Source organism: candidate division WOR-3 bacterium (genome assembly GCA_039801905.1).
Taxonomy (GTDB): domain Bacteria; phylum Hydrothermota; class Tepidihabitantia; order Tepidihabitantales; family JBDRVQ01; genus JBDRVQ01.
This window is the reverse complement of record JBDRVQ010000008.1, coordinates 1-18287: the sequence shown is the minus strand read 5'-3', so window position 1 is coordinate 18287 and position 18287 is coordinate 1. Positions and strand designations below refer to the sequence as shown.

The 18287-nt window shown below is 46.0% G+C and carries 19 protein-coding genes; 8 read left to right on the top strand and 11 right to left on the bottom strand.

Going from position 1 to position 18287, the window contains the following annotated elements; translation table 11 throughout:
• Nucleotides 1-7: 7 nt before the first annotated feature.
• The 7 genes from ABIL00_02510 to ABIL00_02480 form a co-directional block, all read right to left on the bottom strand.
• Nucleotides 8-2755, bottom strand: coding sequence for a TonB-dependent receptor (locus ABIL00_02510; protein ID MEO0109644.1), 2748 nt, complete (start codon nt 2753-2755; stop codon nt 8-10).
• A gap of 8 nt (nt 2756-2763) precedes the next feature.
• On the bottom strand, nt 2764-3753 hold the full coding sequence (locus ABIL00_02505; protein ID MEO0109643.1) for a hypothetical protein: 990 nt from the start codon (nt 3751-3753) through the stop codon (nt 2764-2766).
• 96 nt (nt 3754-3849) lie between these two features.
• Nucleotides 3850-5118, bottom strand: a complete 1269-nt coding sequence (gene aspS, locus ABIL00_02500; GenBank protein ID MEO0109642.1) for an aspartate--tRNA(Asn) ligase — start codon at nt 5116-5118, stop codon at nt 3850-3852.
• Complete coding sequence (locus tag ABIL00_02495; GenBank protein MEO0109641.1) at nt 5103-5600, bottom strand: hypothetical protein; 498 nt, start codon at nt 5598-5600, stop codon at nt 5103-5105. The genes aspS and ABIL00_02495 overlap by 16 nt, the downstream gene beginning before the upstream one ends.
• Complete coding sequence (proS, locus tag ABIL00_02490) at nt 5584-7011, bottom strand: proline--tRNA ligase (GenBank protein MEO0109640.1); 1428 nt, start codon at nt 7009-7011, stop codon at nt 5584-5586. The genes ABIL00_02495 and proS overlap by 17 nt, the downstream gene beginning before the upstream one ends.
• 31 nt (nt 7012-7042) lie before the next feature.
• Nucleotides 7043-7705, bottom strand: a complete 663-nt coding sequence (locus tag ABIL00_02485) for a DUF4159 domain-containing protein (GenBank protein MEO0109639.1) — start codon at nt 7703-7705, stop codon at nt 7043-7045.
• A complete protein-coding gene (locus ABIL00_02480) occupies nt 7698-8636 on the bottom strand; it encodes a GTPase (GenBank protein ID MEO0109638.1) in 939 nt (312 codons plus the stop codon). Before ABIL00_02480 ends, ABIL00_02485 begins: the two co-directional genes overlap by 8 nt.
• Before the next feature lie 75 nt (nt 8637-8711).
• On the opposite strand from ABIL00_02480, the gene ABIL00_02475 reads away from it, so the two are divergent.
• Nucleotides 8712-9704: a MoxR family ATPase gene (locus ABIL00_02475; GenBank protein MEO0109637.1), complete on the top strand. Its 993-nt coding sequence runs from the start codon at nt 8712-8714 to the stop codon at nt 9702-9704.
• The gene (locus ABIL00_02470) at nt 9701-10129 is read left to right on the top strand and encodes a DUF177 domain-containing protein (GenBank protein MEO0109636.1); all 429 of its coding nucleotides are present in this window, start codon (nt 9701-9703) and stop codon (nt 10127-10129) included. Before ABIL00_02475 ends, ABIL00_02470 begins: the two co-directional genes overlap by 4 nt.
• Here the strand turns inward: ABIL00_02470 and hisS are convergent.
• From hisS to ABIL00_02455, 3 genes are read right to left on the bottom strand one after another with little or no spacing between them, the layout of a single operon-like run.
• Nucleotides 10080-11348, bottom strand: coding sequence for a histidine--tRNA ligase (gene hisS / locus ABIL00_02465; GenBank protein ID MEO0109635.1), 1269 nt, complete (start codon nt 11346-11348; stop codon nt 10080-10082). The two genes, ABIL00_02470 and hisS, sit on opposite strands and share 50 nt — an antisense overlap.
• Nucleotides 11345-11659 (bottom strand): hypothetical protein, encoded by a 315-nt coding sequence (locus ABIL00_02460; protein MEO0109634.1) that lies wholly within the window; start codon nt 11657-11659, stop codon nt 11345-11347. Before ABIL00_02460 ends, hisS begins: the two co-directional genes overlap by 4 nt.
• Nucleotides 11656-12264 (bottom strand): V-type ATP synthase subunit D, encoded by a 609-nt coding sequence (locus ABIL00_02455; protein MEO0109633.1) that lies wholly within the window; start codon nt 12262-12264, stop codon nt 11656-11658. Before ABIL00_02455 ends, ABIL00_02460 begins: the two co-directional genes overlap by 4 nt.
• Before the next feature lie 69 nt (nt 12265-12333).
• Here ABIL00_02455 and ABIL00_02450 point away from each other — a divergent pair, with 69 nt between their 5' ends.
• The 6 genes from ABIL00_02450 (at nt 12334) to ABIL00_02425 (ending at nt 17876) form a co-directional block, all read left to right on the top strand.
• Nucleotides 12334-12627 carry a DUF3467 domain-containing protein gene (locus tag ABIL00_02450; GenBank protein ID MEO0109632.1) on the top strand — a complete coding sequence of 98 codons (294 nt, stop codon included), beginning with the start codon at nt 12334-12336 and terminating at the stop codon, nt 12625-12627.
• A 33-nt stretch (nt 12628-12660) separates the two neighbouring features.
• Nucleotides 12661-13191 (top strand): sigma-70 family RNA polymerase sigma factor, encoded by a 531-nt coding sequence (locus ABIL00_02445; protein ID MEO0109631.1) that lies wholly within the window; start codon nt 12661-12663, stop codon nt 13189-13191.
• Nucleotides 13188-13715: a hypothetical protein gene (locus tag ABIL00_02440; GenBank protein ID MEO0109630.1), complete on the top strand. Its 528-nt coding sequence runs from the start codon at nt 13188-13190 to the stop codon at nt 13713-13715. Before ABIL00_02445 ends, ABIL00_02440 begins: the two co-directional genes overlap by 4 nt.
• On the top strand, nt 13712-14218 hold the full coding sequence (locus ABIL00_02435) for a hypothetical protein (protein MEO0109629.1): 507 nt from the start codon (nt 13712-13714) through the stop codon (nt 14216-14218). The genes ABIL00_02440 and ABIL00_02435 overlap by 4 nt, the downstream gene beginning before the upstream one ends.
• Nucleotides 14187-16259: a DEAD/DEAH box helicase gene (locus ABIL00_02430; protein MEO0109628.1), complete on the top strand. Its 2073-nt coding sequence runs from the start codon at nt 14187-14189 to the stop codon at nt 16257-16259. Before ABIL00_02435 ends, ABIL00_02430 begins: the two co-directional genes overlap by 32 nt.
• 477 nt (nt 16260-16736) lie before the next feature.
• A complete protein-coding gene (locus ABIL00_02425; protein MEO0109627.1) occupies nt 16737-17876 on the top strand; it encodes a hypothetical protein in 1140 nt (379 codons plus the stop codon).
• A gap of 57 nt (nt 17877-17933) precedes the next feature.
• On the opposite strand, the gene ABIL00_02420 is transcribed toward ABIL00_02425, so the two are convergent.
• The coding region (locus ABIL00_02420; protein ID MEO0109626.1) for a T9SS type A sorting domain-containing protein at nt 17934-18287 on the bottom strand (354 nt) is incomplete at its 5' end.

Here is an 18287-nt window from a genome sequence, read left to right as displayed (position 1 = left end):
CTTCCTCCTAAAATCCAAATTCCAGTCCCAACCTAATCCTCCTCGGTGGTCCATAGTTGGTTGGGGAGTCAACATAATCCCGCCTTGCCTGGATATAAGAATCATACCGCTCCCACTGGTTAATGTAGCCATCATGGTTATAATCCCTTGCCGGATGATAGGTCGGATCCCCCGGGATATGGCCATAGGTAAATTCCCCAATCGTATAGACCTGACCGTCAAAGTTGGGTAAGCCGGTCGCCGCGTGGACACTGGTCACATTGATATGATTAAACACGTTCAAGATGTCGCAGACCAAAACCGGCCGGATGCCACCGAGCCGAAATTCCTTTGAAAGCCTTAAATCCGCATTCCAGGTGGCAGGCATCCTTCCGGAGTTCAAATCCCCGGTTCTTGTGCCCCGTAAATCGGTTGGGGTATAAGGGAAGCCGGTGCCGTAGGTGAACACGAAACCCGCATTAAAGTCGCGCAAGGGGAAGAAGAAGAAATCTTGCGGGAAGGCAAGACCAAAGTCAAAATTGACAAGATGCCTCTGGTCGTAGTCTAAGTAATAGTCAATCTGGGTGAAGGGAATCCCTTGGTAGTTATAACTATACCACTGCCAGGCGTCAGCCGCGGTCCCCTTGGCAATTGAGAAGGTATAATTCGCCCGCGCCTGCCAGGCGCGACTCAATCGCTTCTGGAAACCCAACTCAAAACCGAAGGTCCTTCCGTATTCCACATTGGTCAAGATGGTATAACTCATCGGCAGCGCGGAGATTGGTCTTGTCCCGACTAAGTCATAGATATCTTTATAGAAGAGGGTTAAGTCAAAGGCAAAAACATCGGAGAGTTGGGCTTCAAAACCGGTCTCATAGGCGACCGTCTTCTGCGCCTCCAAGTCCGGATCGCCAACAATGATATTGCCCCGGCGCACAATGTCCGCCTCCAAACTCTCATAGAGATTGGTAAAGGATGGGGTCTGGAAGAAATGGCCATACGAGAACCGGAACTTAATCCTTTCGGTAATCGGGAAGGCAATCCCCAACCTTGGGGAGATCTTAAACTTCGGTTTCGCCGGGATCATAGAATCGTCAATCACATTGTAAGGGGTCGCATCCTTTTTGGAACGGGGATTGATAAAATCAAACCGCAAGCCCGCCCTCACAACCAAATCCTCAAAGTTTGCCCGATCCTGTAAATAACAGGCGAGTTGATAGGGCTTCTTTCGGTAAGCATCCCAGAAGGGCATGGAGGTCCAGGGCAGAGAGTTTTCAAGGAGCCACAGGTTATAAAACTTCGTCTCAAAACCGGTCTTTACCTCATGGACCGTTCCGAGTTGCTTCGTATAATCAAGTTTCCCGATATAGGTCTTTGACTGCCGATAGTGCCAGAGCCGATAATCGCCAACCCCATAAAACATTCCATAAACACCCCAGGGGTTATTCGTGGTATAGGGAGTTCCTTCTTCCCACGCCGCCTTCTGGTCCTTAAAGAGATACAAAATCGCGGTCTCGGGTGGTGCCGGTTTATTATCATAAATCGGATGACCAGGAATCCTTTCGTTTCTAAAGACAAAGTCCTCTGACTTCATAATATACCTCTGCCAGATGCCCAACTTCTCCAAGAGATGCCCCTTATCCTTCTCTTCGTCCTCATAACTGCGCACCGATTGCATCCGGTCGTAATAGTGATAACCCAACTTCACCTCTAAGACCGTATTCTTATCCGGCATCGTATTGAGGCCAAAACCGAACTTATCCCCATAACTACGAACCGCCCCCGCCCTCTTTAACCAATACTTCCAAGAATTAGAGAAGATATCCCACTGCAAACAAGAAGTGTAGTAATCCAAAGAAACACGCGTCTTGGGCAAACGATAAGTGAACTTACCCTGACCAGTATATTCCTGCCTGGGCTTATTTAACTTATACCGGGTGGGTGAGGCATCATCGGCATTCCAGATCTCCCCGGAGAAGAAGAACCGGAAAGACTTAGAAAATAGAGGACCACCAAAATTCAATTGGGTGAGATTATACCCGAAGTCTAAATCCTCCGGTAGGAAATCATCCGTCGTATACCGGAAACCCCCGGCGAGCCTTTCGCCACCTTCCTTAGTGGAGATCTGAACTACCCCGGACATCGCCTCGCCGTATTCCGCATCAAAGCCACCAGTAATTAACTGTACTTCTTCTACCGATTGCGAAGGCGGACGGTGATAGGCGATATGATAGAATGGGTCAACCGCGGCAATGCCATCAACCAAAGTGACGATCTCATCATTCCGGCCACCCCGGATATACTGGAAGCCACCCCGGGAGACGACACCCGCCGAAAGACTAATCAACTGCGTAATCTGGGTCACCGGCAGCCGGGCGATATCCTCCGCGGAGGCGATCCGGGTGGTCTGGACCGCGCTCGGCACCACCATCGGCCGCTCGCCAATCACCTCCACCGGCTTCTGCTCAATCACCGTCGGGCGCAACTTGAAGTTGACCGTCGTCACCTGGTCAGCCATCACCCGGACGCCCTTGACAATCACCGGCTCATAACCGACCATACTCGCCTCCACATCATAAGTGCCCACCGGGACATTAATAATAGAATACCTTCCATCCTTCTCCACACTGGCACCAAGTTCCGTTCCGACGACTAAGACATCACAACCGACTAAGGGCTCGTTCGTCTGAGCGTCAACCACCTTTCCCACAATCTTGCCGGTTGGACCGGCAAAAACTATGGCGAAGAGAAGAAAAATGGGAAAAATTCGCCACATAGACCCTCCTACTTTATCCGGGAACTGACACCCCAGATTATGCCTCTCAGATTTTTCTTCTCATAAGTTAAAGCCTCACAGGTGAAGACCATGAGGTTAATCCGAAAGAAGGTGGGGAGAGAGAAGGTGGGGAGAGTAATCCCCGCCATCGCCTCCTTTCTCTCCATCACCGAGTTGTCCATAAACGAGATAAATTTTAACACCGTGTCGTCGGGATTTAACCAAGGGGTGATATTTGCCTTTAAGGTCTTGCCTCCGGTAAAGAAGAGAAGGGAATCTTTCTTAAGACAGGCGGTGTCAAGATAATAATAGAGACGGCGGTCCCCAAACTTCGTTGAATCCCGGGGCGACATATAGCCAAACGAGAATACCGAGTCTACCTTATCAGGAGAGATTAAAGCGACCGGGTAGGGGATGAGCACAGAGTTTTCCTCATCCGGGATGGAGATGACATAACAGCCGGTAATCTTTACTAACCGCCAGGTCCTTTCCGCGGTATCCTTCTTTATCGGCTCAAAATGACCCCACTGCCAAGTGGTGGCACGGAAGGACTTCTTCACGACGGAGTCAACCGGAAGAAAGAGCGTATCATACATACCGGCATTGGAATCATAGGGGGTGATGGAACAGATTCTTAAAGACAACTCTCCGGTCAATTCCCTCCTCAAGATAAGGGTGGCGGTGGTGTCTTTAATAAAGAGAAGGGTGTCATTAACTTTTTCCGAGACGATTTTTAGGCCGAAGGAAGTGGTTAAAAACTTTGCCTGGGAGCGGTCGGAAGCCTTGCGGGCGTATCGGGAGAGGATGGCGAAGGAAGAGGAGTCTAGGGGGATGAGGGAATCGGAGAAGGCGGTGATTTGGAAGGCGCGGGTGGTTTCGGCGATGGCGCGGATAGAGAGAGAGTCAAGATTAGTTCCGGAGAAGAATTCTGGGGGTGGTGGATTCCCACACCCAAAAAAGAGAAGAAAAAGAAAAAAAACTAAGAGAAATTTAAACATATATCCTCCTTCAGATGCACAATTTAGAAAAAACATATTCTAATCTTTGTATTATATTTATTTTCCTAAAAGAGTCAAGGGGGTATTCTTTCATAGTTATGGAATAAGGCGTTTTCTATCGCGGGGGAATAAACTCGCCTCCCGAATATTCCTCAACCCCAATAAACCCACCGTCAATCTCTCCAACCCAATCGCCAGTCCCCCGTGGGGCGGCATCCCATAATCAAATATCATTAAATAAAACCCGAAATCCTCCGGCCGGAGCCCAAACGCCACCAAATTATCCCTTAAAACCTTCGCCTCATGAATCCTCTGACTCCCCGTCGTCACCTCCACCCCCCGATAAAGTAAATCAAAACTCCGACAATATGGCCTCTTCTCATCCGGCATCGTATAAAAGGGACGCAAAAAATAGGGAAACTTGGTCACAAAAACAAAGTCCGAATCATACCTCTCCTTAACATACCTTGCCAAATTCCTCTCCTCCTCAAAGGTTAAATCACACCCCTTATCCCCGGAAAGAATCTCCTTCGCCTCCTCAAATGTAATCCGCGGAATCCCCTTCGGAAAAGAAATCTCGGAAATCCCAAAAACTTTAAGGTAGTCTTGTCGCTCATTAAGGCGCGAGATGATATACCTCAATAACTCCTCCTCCAGATCCATCACCTCCCCCTCATCGGAAATGAAACCCATCTCTAAGTCCAAAGAGAGATACTCGTTGAGATGGCGCGAGGTGTCATGCTCTTCCGCCCGATAAACAAAGCCCACCTCAAATACCCGCTCGTAGCCTGCCCCAACCAGCATCTGTTTATAAAACTGGGGGCTCTGGGTGAGATAAGCCTCTTGTTCAAAATACTGGATCTTGAAGAGAGCCGAACCACCTTCCGTCGCCTGGGAGATAATCTTTGAGGTAAAGACCTCCAAAAAGTCCTTTTTGGTTAAAAACTCCCGAAAGTTTTTAACAATCTCCGCCTCCACCCGAAATATCGTCCCCACCTTCGGATTTCTTAAAACCAAGGGCCGATAGTCAAGAAGGGTATCCAATTTCACATTCAGGTATCTCTCCCGCCCGATCTCAAATGGTAGTTCTTTCGCCTCCGAGATGGTCTTTATCTCTTTAATTACAAGTTCTATTCCCCCCGGTGCCTGCCTCTCCTGTTTCACTACCCCCACCACCTCCACGCAGGACTCCTTAGGAGGTAAAAAGAGACTTCTCTTCTCTAAGACCCCTTGGATCTCTCCGGTCCGGTCGCGCAAGAGAAGAAAAGTTATCCCCCCCAATTTCCTTATCTGAGCCAACCAACCCTTAAAGAGTATCTCTTTTCCGATAAATCTCTTAAAGTCGCGCCCTAAGACCCTTTCCATGTTTTGAGGTAGAGAAGGAAAAAAATTAAGAAGAGGATAAAAACTGTCTTCACCTCTAAGAGAGATCTCTTTAAGGAGAATTTCTCCTCAATAGACTTCTTCCCTTTCCGGAATACCTCCTCCAGATAGATAAACGAGAGGTATTCAATAAGAAAGAGAGAGAAAAAAAGAAAAAACAGGAAGGTTGGGGGGGAGGCATAGAGAAGGACACCCAGGGTTAAAAAGAAATTCCCCAGATAGAGGGGATGGCGGATTTTATAAATCCCGGAATTATGGACCTCTCTTATCTCCATCTTCTCGCTTGCACTTTTTTCCCCGATATAACCCCGTGCCCATGCCCGAAGGAATAGACCAACACCTAAAAGAAGAAACGTCCAGAGTAAAACCTCCTCTTTTGGGGAAAAGAAGGGATAGAGGATAAAGAAGGCAATCGCGCCAATCTCCCCCCGGTAGGAATAGACCTTTTTAATAAGCCCGAGCATAATAGACAGTAAATCTTCCCTCCCCTTGGCAAACAAGGCAGGGCCGATTACAAGAAGAGAAATCAACGGGAATGAGCCGGGGGGAAGTTTGGGTCTCCTTTCTAATTCTATTTTCACATTCCTGTTTGCCGCACCAAGAGACTTTAATAAACCCCGGACGCGTCGCCATCTCTTCCTTAAATTGGGAAAGGGAAGAGGCGGTAATAGTCCGCAAAGAGAGGAAATCCTTTGCCCGTTCGTAAAGTCTCTTTTGGACCTTTTCTAAGAAGGAGTTGGTATTTAAGAGAAAATCTTCAACTTTTACCTCCTCCCTCTCTCCGAGCCTGGTTTTTATTGTCAATTTCCCTTCTTTTAATTCCTTCTCTCCAATCTCAACCCGCAGAGGGATTCCCTTTAAGTCCCATTCGTTAAACTTCCAACCGGGCGAATATTCTTCTCTCTTATCAAAATGGGCAGAAAATCCTTGTTGGGTGAGGCAACAGAGGAGATTTTCTCCCTTCTCCCGCAACTTCTCATTCACCCTCTCTTCTTTGGTAAAAATGGGAACGATAACTATTTGGATGGGGGCGACCGTCGGGGGAAGGATAAGCCCCTTATCATCGCCGTGGGTCATAATCAAAGCCCCAATCACTCGGGTAGAAATTCCCCAGGAGGTGCCGTAGGGATATTTCTCCTGATTATCTTCCGCCAGATACTTTATCTGGAAAGCCTCACTAAAATTTGTCCCGAGGTTGTGGGATGTTCCGGCTTGGAGCGCCTGGCCATCGGGCATTAAGGCCTCTAAGGTATAGGTAGTTTTAGCCCCGGCAAATTTCTCACTGGGGGGCTTCTTACCGACGAGCACCGGGATTGATAGAAAATCGGTGAAGAAAAGGCGATAGATTTCTAAGATTTTTAAGGCAAACTCCTCGGCTTCTTTCTCTGTGCGGTGGAGGGTATGGCCCTCCTGCCAAAGGAACTCCGTCGTTCTTAAAAAGAGCCGGGTTGATTTTTCCCAGCGGATCACATTCACCCACTGATTGATTAAGACCGGTAAAAAGCGATAAGAAGAGACCCATTTGGCAAACATAGAGCAGATGATCGCCTCGGAAGTTGGTCTTAAGGCAAGCCTCTCGGAAAGACTTTCCTCTCCGCCTTTCTCCACCCAAGCGCATTGGGGGGCAAAACCAGAGATATGCTCCCTTTCCCTCTCCAATAAACTCTCGGGGATGAAGATGGGGAAGTAGCAATTCTTTACCCCCAGCAAGCGAAATTTTTCATCAAGATAACTTCTGATCTTCTCCCAGATGGCGAAGCCGTAGGGTCTAATTACCATACAGCCCCGGATTGGCGCATAATCCGCTAGTTCCGCTTTTAAGCAAACCGAGGTGTACCATTCGGAAAGATTCGCCTTTTTGGGCAATTCCTTCATAACCCGAATTATAGGGAAAAGAAGAGAAAAGTCAATAGAAAAGGGAAAAGAGGACGATATTTATCCCCATCCGGAATGCCTCTTCCCTCTTTTCTTCTGGGTCGTTGTGGGCATCCGTCCAGCCATCCGAGATATTAGTATTCCAGGTATAAAAACAACAGAGCCGGCCTTTATAAAAAATACCAAAACCTTTCGGTCGCCCTTCACGATGCTCATGGATTTTCGGCAGACCATTGGGGAAGGAATAGAAGATATGATAGATCGGATGGGAGAAAGGAACTTCCACCAGTTCGGAATTGGGGAAGACCTTCTTCATCTCCCTTCTAAAACTCTCATCCATACCGTAGTCATCATCGGCATAAAGAAAACCACCCCTTTCCAGATACAACCTAAGTCTTTTCACTTCTTCTTCGGAGAAGGAGATATTCCCGTGACCGGTGAGAAAGAGAAATGGGTAATTGAATAGATTTTCTTCCAGTAATGAAACCCGCGCCTCTTCTAAGTTAACCTGCAAACTGGTCCTTCTATTTATCTCTCTTGCCAGATTGGGTAAGGCATCCGGGTCATTATACCAATCCCCACCCCCTTGGTAACGGAGCCGGGCAAGGGTGATTTGCCCGGGGCTCGCTTGAGAACTAAAAAGATAACTTAAAGTGTAAAGGGTAAAGGTCAAGACGACAAAATTTTTATACATGGAACTCAATAATATCCCCATCCTTTAAGATAAAACTACTCTCTACCCTTTGCCCGGAAAAGACTCGGTTATCTTTTGACCAGATCCGAGCATATTTCAGATTGCGGGCGAAGTCCTTATGTAACTTCTGGGCGGCATCTAAAACCGAAGCATTCTTCTTTAAGATAATCGGCTCTGAGAAGTCGGGTTTCTCTTGCGGTGGTTTCGTGTAGACCCGGATTATTTCTAAACTAAAAAAGATCTTCTCCTTCAGCTCTTCAATCCCCAGCCCCTTTTCCGCGGCGATGGCCACTAAATTGGGGCAAATCTCTCTTAGAAATTCTCCCCCCACCTTTCCTTCTTCGGTATCAATCTTATTGCCGACGATAAGGGAAACTCTTTCCCGAGAGATTCTCCCCTTTTCTAAGATCTCAAAGCCCTTCTCGTAGTCACTCAGTAAATCGTCGGAGGCTAAATCTAAGAGGTAGATGAGAGAATCTGCCGAACGGAGGATATGGAAATACCAAGGCTCGGGCTTAGTGGTTAAGGGTGGGGTGTCAATGATTTGGATCTGGACATTCTCATAAGGCATCATCCCGTCAACTGGGATTTTCGTTGTAAAAGGATAAGGGGCGACTTCGGTATTGGCTCGGGTTAAAGTCTTCACTAATGCCGACTTTCCGGCATTGGCAAAGCCAAAGACTGCGACCTGTCCGGCTCCTTTCTTTTCAAAGTGATAGAAGATCGTGCGGCGGGTGGCTGGTCTTTTCTGTAACTCCTTCTGGTATTTGGACAATTTCGTCTTTATCTCCTTCTGGAGTTTCTCTGTCCCCTTATGCTTGGGCACTGTCGCCAGCATCTCTTTTAGGGCAAAGATCTTCTCCTCCAAAGTTTTCGCCTGGCGGAACCGTTCTTCCGCCGCCAGATACTCCGGTGTCAAGTTGGCGGGCATTTTAATTAATGATAAAAAAATTTTTCTTTTCGTCAACCATTTGACTTTCCTTCTATCTTTTGTAAAATCTAAAATATGACCATTCCCGAAGAGCACGACTTAGAAGCGATCAAAAAACTAAAAGCGGCCCGCCAGCTGATTGAGGAAGAGGTGGCGAAGGTGATTGTCGGTCAGAAGGAAGTGATCGAAAAGATTTTGATCTGCCTTCTGGCGAATGGGCATGCCTTAATCATCGGCGTTCCCGGGTTAGCGAAGACCCTGTTAGTCAATACCTTGGCTGAGGTCTTAGACCTCTCTTTCAAGAGAATCCAATTCACTCCCGATCTGATGCCTTCGGATATTACCGGAACCGAGATGGTGGAGGAGGATAAAACCACGGGCAAACGTGTCTTCCGGTTTGTGAAAGGACCGATCTTTGCCAATATCGTCCTGGCGGATGAGATTAACCGCACCCCTCCCAAGACCCAAGCCGCTTTACTCCAGGCGATGCAGGAATACCGGGTGAGTGTGGGCAGTGAGACCTATCCCCTCCCTTTGCCTTTTTTCGTGTTAGCAACTCAAAACCCGATTGAGATGGAAGGGACCTATCCCCTTCCCGAGGCCCAGTTGGACCGATTTATGTTCTCCATCTATATTGACTACCCATCCTTTAACGAGGAGAAGGAGATTGTGAAACAGACCACCTCCTCTTATCAACCCCAATTGAAAAAGGTCTTAAACGGTGAAGAGATTATCAAATTACAGAAACTTTTGAGGCGGGTTCCGGTCTCAGAAGAGGTGATTGACTATGCGGTCCGTTTTGTCGCGGCAACCAGACCTTCCGCCAATAATTCCTTTAAGTATATTAAAGATTACATCGCCTGGGGATGTGGACCGCGTGCTTCCCAGTATTTAATCTTGGGGGCGAAGACCCGGGCAATCCTTTTTGGGAGGTATACACCAACGATTGAAGACATCAAGGCGGTTGCCCATCCGGTCTTAAGACACCGGTTAGTGACTAACTTCCAGGCGGAAGCGGATGGGATAAAACCGGAGATGATAATTGACAATTTATTGCGCGACCTATGAAAAAGAGGGAAAGAAAATTTCTCGTTTTCCTTAAAGACTTAAAAGAAGGGAGAAACGATTTGGAATGGATAATCAAATCCGAGGATTTGGAAATTGAGGATCTGATAATGAAGAGTGAGATCCGAATGAAGATGACTCTTCAAAAGAGTGGGGAGAAGGTCTTAATCACAGGCTCTCTAATTTTTAGAGGGGAAGTGACCTGTGCCTATTGTGGTGAAAGGTTTCTCCGCGACTTTTCCGAGGATTTTGTCAGTTGTTATGTGAAGGGGGATGAGAAGAGATTACCTCCTAACTTAGATTTGGATGACGAAGAGATTGACCGGGTCTATTATCGTGGGGATTTTATCAACTTAGAGCCTTTGATCCGGGACACCATTATCCTCTCTTTACCCATCGCCCCCCAATGTCCCCGCCACCAAGAATAAAATCTACCACCTCCTCCCTCTTTATCTCCCACTGCTTCCCTTCAGCCATATCCTTGACGCCAATTACCCCTTTTTTCCATTCCTCCTCTCCCAAGATTAGGACCCAGCGGGCATTATAGGTATTTGCCCTCTTCAACTGCTTCTTCAACTTCTCACCCACCTCCCCCACAATCAGGGGGATATCCGAAGAACGAAGTTGGCTAATAACCTCCTTTCCCCTTCGGAAATCTTCAAACGAGAGGAAGATAAGAAAGGTTAAATTATTCTCTTCTTTCTCCTCCGCGGTGAGGAGAAGGAGTCTTTCCAAACCTAAGGCAAAACCGATCGCCGGTCTCTCTTCCCCACCCAACTGCGAGAGGAGGTTATCATAACGTCCCCCGCCGCCAAAACTATTCTGGGAGCCGAGTTTTTCGGAGACAAACTCAAATACCGTTCGGGTGTAATAGTCAATCCCCCGCACCAACCTCTCATGGATCTGATAATTCTTTATCCCCATCTCCGAAAGATAGGAGAGGAAAGAGGCAAAATGTTGAGCACAGGAAGGGCAGAGGAAATTACTGATCTTTGGTGCCGCCTCATAAATTTTTTGGCACTCTTCGTTTTTACAATCAAAGACCCGCAAGGGATTTTTCAGGAGGCGCTCTTGGCAATCGGAACAGAGCCCCTCTCTCTTCTCCCTAAGGAAACTCTTCAACTCCTCCTTGAAGGGATTACTACATCTTTGGCAGCCGAGGCTATTGACATGGACCGTGTAATCTTTAATCCCAATCTCAAAAAAGAACTCTTTGCCCAGAAGGATTAATTCCGCATCGGCATAGGGTCCTTCCTCCCCTAAAATTTCTACTCCCAACTGGGTATGCTGACGTAATCTCCCCTTTTGGGGTTTCTCATAACGGAACATCGGTCCCAGATAGAAAAGCCGGAGAGGCAATTTCAATTTCCCTTCAATTACCGCCCTTAATACCCCGGGTGTCCCTTCGGGCCGGAGCGCCAACTCCCGACCGCCTTTATCCTTAAAGAGATACATCTCCTTCTGCACAATATCGCTTCCTTCGCCAGTGGTTCTGAGGAATAGTTCACTATGTTCCAAGATCGGCGTTCGGATCTCTTGGCAACCGAAGAGGGAACAGACCTTTCGGAATTTCTCCTCCAAAGCGGTTGCCCTTTTCGCCTCCGGTGGTAAAAAGTCCTTTGTCCCCTTCGGTTTCTGGTATCTCATAACCTTCGCCTAAGAAAAATTCCGAGGGTAATCCCCAAGAGGTTGCAGAGAAAGTCAATAAAGGAAGCCTCCCGATTGGGAATGAATCTTTGTGCCGATTCGGTAATGATCCCTAAAAGAACTCCGAAGAGGAAAGAGAAGAGGCCGATTACCGGATAAGAGAAATAGCCCCAGAAGGTATAGAAGACCAAATGGCCAATCTTATCTATCTCATACCTTTTTCCCTTTTTGGGGGAGGAGAAAGGGAGGAGGGAAAAGATGAGGATTAAAAAGAGGATTAAAAAAGTGATGAGGATATCCCCCCTTCTCATTCTCTCTTAATCCTTTTCAATCGCAAAAGATCTTCCCTTTCCCGCTCTGCCAGTTTGAAGGTGACAAACTTCACCCCTTTCTCCAAGTGGGGGATTAAGATATACTCTAAGGCATTAACCCTCCTTCTTGTCTTTTCCCTCTCTTGGAGGAGAAGTTCTAAGGCTTTCTCTTCGGCGGCTAAAGAGAGAAGGAGGGGGAGGAGTTTCTTAAATCTCTCAATCCCTTCTTCCAACTCTCCTGAGGTTTGGAAGAGGCCATAATTTCTTCCTAACTCCTGCCATGTCACTTCCACCTTGGGGAGGGTGAGATTTAAGACCCGAAGAGAAGAGGTCTTCAATTGAAAGGAGAAGGAGGGTAATAAGAAGGCGGCTTCGGAGAAGAGGGGGTTTTGGTAGAGGCTCGCCATATAAAACCTCTTCTTCGCCTCCTCTAAATTTTTCTCCACCTCCTTTCTCTTCTCCCGAACCTTCTTTAATAAAGAGAGGATATGACGCATTAACTCCTCTTCCTTATCCTTTAAGAGTTTATGGCCCCGGCGGGCTAAAGCGAGTCGCCGCTTGAGGCGTAAAAGTTCCATCCGGGTAGCATTAACCGGGATGAGCATCCCTCATTTTATTAAAATTTCCCCTTTCGTCAACTCTTGATTTTTCCACTTTTCCAGTTAATATAACTTATGAACGAAGAGAAACAGGTTGGACCGATCCAAGTTGAGATTGGGGAAAAGGAGTCGGAAGGGGTCTATACCAATTTCTTTCTGATTGCCCACTCCTCCTCTGAGTTCATCATTGACTGCGCCCGGATCCTTCCCGGTCTAACGAAGGCGAAGGTCTTCGCCCGGATTGTTACCACCCCCCAGCATGCAAAATTGCTCCTCAATGCCTTAGAGGAGAATATCAAGAGATACGAGGAGCGTTTCGGAAAGATTAAAATTCCGGGTAAGGAAGAGAGTAAATCCTTCGGCTTTTAGAATAAACCTTCCCCTCCCTTTTCTTGTCTAAATGTGAGTGAGAAAGAGAAGGAACTACTTAGAAAGGCAAAGGATGGCGACGAAGGGAGTTTTGAGATTTTAATGAAAGAAAATTACCAAAGGATTTTTCAACTCGCCTACCGCTTAATGAAGAATGAAGATGATGCCTACGAGTTGACCTCCGATACCTTTCTCCGTGCCTACCAAAATTTAAATCGGTTTCGGGGAGATTCTTCTTTCTTCACCTATCTTTATCGGATCTGCCTCAATTTAGGTATCAATCGGCTCAAGAAAAAGAGATTGACACTTTCCCTTGGGGAGAGGGATTTTCCAACGGCGAGAGGGGTCTTAGAAGAAGAGCGGAATGAGAAGTTAAGGGAGGCGATTGAATTGGCGATCCAATCTCTCCCACCCCGGGAAAGGGTGGTCTTCATCCTGAAAGAGAAGGAGGATAAGAAGATAAAAGAGATCGCCCAAATCCTTAATCTGAAAGAAGGTACGGTTAAGGCAACTTACTTCCAGGCGGTGAAAAAACTGCGTCACTCTTTGAAGGAATGGCTATGAGAAGTTGTCCGAAAGAGAGGGTCTTATTCTTCTTAGAAAATCTCCTCTCGGAAAAGGAGAGGGAAGATTTCCTTTCCCACTTGAAAATCTGTGGCACCTGTCAAGAGGAATTAAGAAGATACCAAAGGTTAAAAGAATTGTTAGCGGTGGGAGAGGGAGGGATTCCGGTGCCGAACTTTTCGCGTCTCCTTTTCCACTTCCGAAAGAAGAGGTCGCAATCAAAAAAGAGACTAGCTTGGCGTTTGGTATTTTTACCGGTGGCTGCTCTGGCGGTTATCCTTCTCCTCCTTTCCCGCCCCTCCCCCGAAGTCTATCTGCCATTAGACTTATCCTACTACGAGATTATAGAAGAGATTCCCACCGAGGTTAAGGAAGAATTGGCGGTGAGGCTTCTTAAAAGTTCCGACTTAGAAAAATTGGAGGAGGAAATTTTAACCTCTTTTGACTATTTTACTCTGATTGAAAATTTGGCGGAAGAAGAAAAGGAGGTATTAGTGAAAAGATTAATCGGAGGTGAGTTATGAAAAATTTAACCGGAATTTTCTTTCTTTTCCTTTCCACCTTTCTTTTTTCCCAACCACCCGCTCCCCCACCAAAACCACCGATGCCTGAGGAAAAAATTCTCCCTCCGGAGGAGGAAGAACCGATGGAAAGGATTGAGGCGATAAGGCTCTATCAGTTAACCGAGGAATTGAAACTGACCGAGGAGCAGGCGGCAAAACTATTCCCAAAATTCCGCTCGCTAAGGGAATTGAGAAAGGAGAGAGAAAAAGAGAAGATTAAAAAAATAACCGAACTGGCAGAACTTTTAGCCCAAAAGGCAAAGGTTGAGGCTTTAAAGAAGAAGATTGAGGAGATAAAGGAATTAGAAAAGCGATTCCAGAATCAGGAGGAGGCATTGAAGAAGGAGATTGAAGCCCTCCTCTCTCCGGAGCAATTCGCCCGATTTCTAATCTTTCAGGAGCGGTTTGAGCGAAAAATTAGGGGGATGATTCGTGAGTTACGGGGGAAGGAAAAGAGAAGATGAATTAGAAGCGGTTCTTCTCATCAAGGAGAAATTAAAAAAGACCTGGTTTCCCTTCTTTGCCCGCTTTGGCAATCTGACCGAAGTCCAGAAGAAGGCGATCCCTTTAATCTTAGAAGGAGATAACTTATTGGTCATCTCCCCGGCGGCAACCGGGAAGACGGAGGCGGTTTTAGCCCCGGTGATTGAGTTAGTCTTAAAGAAGTGGGAAGGGAAGAAACCAGCCATCCTTTATCTCTCACCAACCCGGGCTTTGGTGAACGATTTATTCCGGCGTTTGGAAAATCCCTTACGGGAATTGAACCTTTCCCTAAAAAGGAAGACCGGGGACCGACCGACCGTTGATGAGAAAAATCCCCCTTTCTTACTCTTAACCACTCCGGAATCCTTTGATTCCCTCTTAGGAAGGAAACCTTCTCTCTTTAAGCATATCCGGGCGGTGATCCTTGATGAGTTGCATCTTTTAGACTCTTCTCCCCGCGGTGATCAGTTGCGATGCCTCTTGAAAAGGCTTTCCTTAATCAACCCCTCAATTCAGTATTGTGCCCTTTCCGCAACGATTGAGGATAAGAAGATGGGGGAGAGGTATTTTCCAAAACCAATCGTGTGTGAGGTGAAGGAGAGAAGGGAGATTGACTACCACCTATTTCCCATCCTCCGGGATGAGAAGGGGAAGGTTGGGGCAGAGGGTATTAAAAAATTGGTAGGAAACCTCTTCTCCTATTTCCAAGAAAACTCGTTAAAGAAAATCCTCCTCTTCTTCAATGCCCGGAGTTTAGCGGAGTTATTCTCCCGTTATCTCTCCTCTGGGATATTTGAGAAGAGGGTTTGGGTCCATCACGCCTCCTTAACGAAGGAGAAGAGGGAGGAGGTGGAAAGGATAATGAATCAAGAAAAGATTGGCATTCTCTGTGCCACCTCCACTCTGGAACTGGGGATTGATATCGGGGATATTGACTGTGTTGGCCAGTATCGCCCCCCTTTCTCAATCAGTTCCCTTTTACAGAGAATTGGTCGGGGAAATCGGCGGCGGGATAAGATTTTTGCCTTCGGCATTTATGAGAACCCTTTTGAGAGGCTTATCTTTGAGATATTTTTTGAAGGGGCAAAGGAAGGGAGATTTTACGAAAAGTCTTATCGCAAATCCCTTTCCGCCCTTCCCCAGCAGATAATCTCCTATGCCTTCCAGAGGAAGAGAATCGGCACAACCTTAGACTCCCTCTTTAATGCCTTAACCCCAACTTATACGAGAGAGGAGATAGAGAGAACTTTCTCCCATCTCTTAGAGAAGGGTTTTTTCCTCTCTCCCCGACCCGGGATTTACTTCCTCTCCCCCCAATTGGAAAAGGAGATGGAATGGGGGAAGATCCATACCAATATCCAGGAGAAGAGTTTCGGTGAATACCAGGTATTTAATCTTCTCACCGGCAAGGAGATTGGGATGATTTATTACCCAAAAGAGAGATTCATCTTAGGGGGTAGGACCTGGGAAAAGATTGAGATAAAAGAGAAAGAAAGGAAAATCTTTGCCCGACCCTTAGGGGAAGAGAAGGGAGAAGTGAAAATCTTTGAAGGGACTGGAACCGGTGGTTATTTCTATCTTCTGGCAGAGGTGATTAAGAATAGACTATTCCCCAGATTGGGAGAGATGGTCTTCCCTTATTACCGGGAAGGAGGAAGGATTTACCTCTTCCACTTCCTCGGCTCCCTCTACGGCACACTCTTCCAAGATACCCTCCAAGAGGAAGGGTTTGAGATAATTGACATTGGAGGTAAGGTATTTCAGATAGAATCCCAAGAGAAAGATTTCAATTTCCCCATTCCGAAGAGAGAGACGATTGAAGGGTGGATTAAAAAGAATTTATTCCGGTTGGAAGATGCCTTAGGGGTCAGTAGTTTCTTCCGTCTCTTACCGGACGACTTGAAGATAAAGGATTTGGCAATCACCTTAGATATTAGCGGTCTAATTGCCTTCCTCAAAAAGATCTCTTTCTTAGAAAGACCGAAGGACTTCTGTTTGACGATGGTTGAGGGATACATCTAATCTGAGATATTGTCAAATTTTATGGAAAATTTTTAAACCCTTCCCCCACTTACCCCTCTCAATCACCTCCACCACTAACTCCGGATAATCTATCCTCTCCGACTATAAAGGAGCCTCTTTCTCGGCAGTTTCTTTTATAATTACACCGGCGATTAAATTCTCAATTAGGCTTTCGGTTAAATATATAATTAGCCTCCCAATTAAGCCTTCAATTAGACCCTTAATTAGATTTCCAATTAATCTTTTTATTATCCCTACTTTTAGACCCTTATTTAGAACTCCAATTAGACCTAAGTTTAGACCGTTATTTAGACTTTCCATTAAATCCCCGATACCATCCCCTGTATGCTACACCCCTTTTTATAAAGATAAAACCCTCCTAGCCCTCTATGATAAAACGGAAATACCCCCATTTTCTGACACTAAATTTTAGAAAGTCTCCATTTGACATTAAAAGCCTATTCTCTATAATCCCAGATGAAAGTTTTAATCATCTCCTATTATGCTCCCCCCTTAGGACTCTCCGGTGTTTTAAGGGTGACCAAGTTCTGTAAATATCTCCCCCAATTTGGTATTGAACCAATTATTTTAACCTGCCAACCAATCGCCTATTACCATTACGATAAAGAACTCCTAAAAGAGATTAAGGGGATAAAAATTTATCGGGCGGAATCCTTTGACCCGGCAAGACTCTTCTTTCTATTTTTTGGTAAGAAAGTTTCCCCTCCCCGATTCCCTTCTTTCCATTTTTTCTTCCCGGATTCTAAGATTGGCTTCCTCCCTTTTGCCTACCAATTAGGGAAGAAAGTGATCCAAAAGGAGAAGGTATCTTTAATCTTTGCCACTGCCCCACCGTGGACTGTGCTCCTTTTGGGTATCTCCTTAAAGCACCATTTTTCCCTTCCCTTAATCTCCGACTTTCGCGACCCCTGGCCCCAAGGATTTATCCCTCCTCGCAACTTATTTAAGAAAAGGCTCTCCTCCCTCCTCCGATACATTGTAAAAAGTAGCGAAGCCATCACCTTAGTTCAGGAGAGGATAAAATCAATCTTAGGAATTGAAGGTTATCTCTTACCCAATGGCTATGACCTATTAGAAGAAGAAGTCTTGCCGGATCAAAATAACCTCTTTTATGCCGGAAACCTGTTGGAAAATGAAGATGCCTTCTTAAAAATTGTGGAAGGGATTAAGGAAAGTAAGATAGAAATTAGATTGGATATCTGCGGCGCGGTAAGGGAAGGTTTCCTAAAAAAGATAAAAAGATATCCCTTTGTCAATTATCTCGGCATTTTACCCCATAGAGAGGTGATGCGATTGATGCTCCGGAGTAGTCTCCTCCTTTATTTGGCTAAACCGAATCAGGAGGCGGGGATAAAACTTTACGAGTATTTAGGGGCAAAGAGGCCAATTATCTATCTGGGACCTGATGGGACCGAGGCGGAAAAGATAATCAAAAAGACCGATTCCGGTATAATCTTAAAGAAAGGGGAGAAGATAAAGGAGGCGATTGAGGAAGGATTAAGAAAAGAGTTTCAATTTTTGGGGGTTGAGGAATATTCCTTTTCTAAGAGGGCAAGGGAACTTGCGGAAATAATGGAGAAGGTGGCAAGGGTTTAAATATTTAATGAAAAACGCCCCCGGAATTTCCGGGGGCGTCTCCTTTTATCCCTAAGGCTACTTCACAAGAATTAATTTCCTCTCTTCTTTGTAGCCGGAGGCGGACTCAAACCATAAGAGATAGATTCCTGTTGGTAGTCTCTTAATTGTAAACTCACCCTTATCGCTCTTCACAGAGTAGACCAGATTTCCTAAGGTGTTATAGATTTTAAGGGTTACCATCTCTCTCTTCGGTAAGTTATAATAAACCTTAGTTAAACTATTCGTCGGATTGGAGTTAATCCGTAAGGATTTTATCAAAGGCTTGTAACTTAACTCCCGAGTTTGTTCCCCGTTTTGAGATTTGAGATTTGAAATTTGAGATTTATTCCCAGTATATTTCCAAATAGAAGTGGTATTATTCCCCTTTAA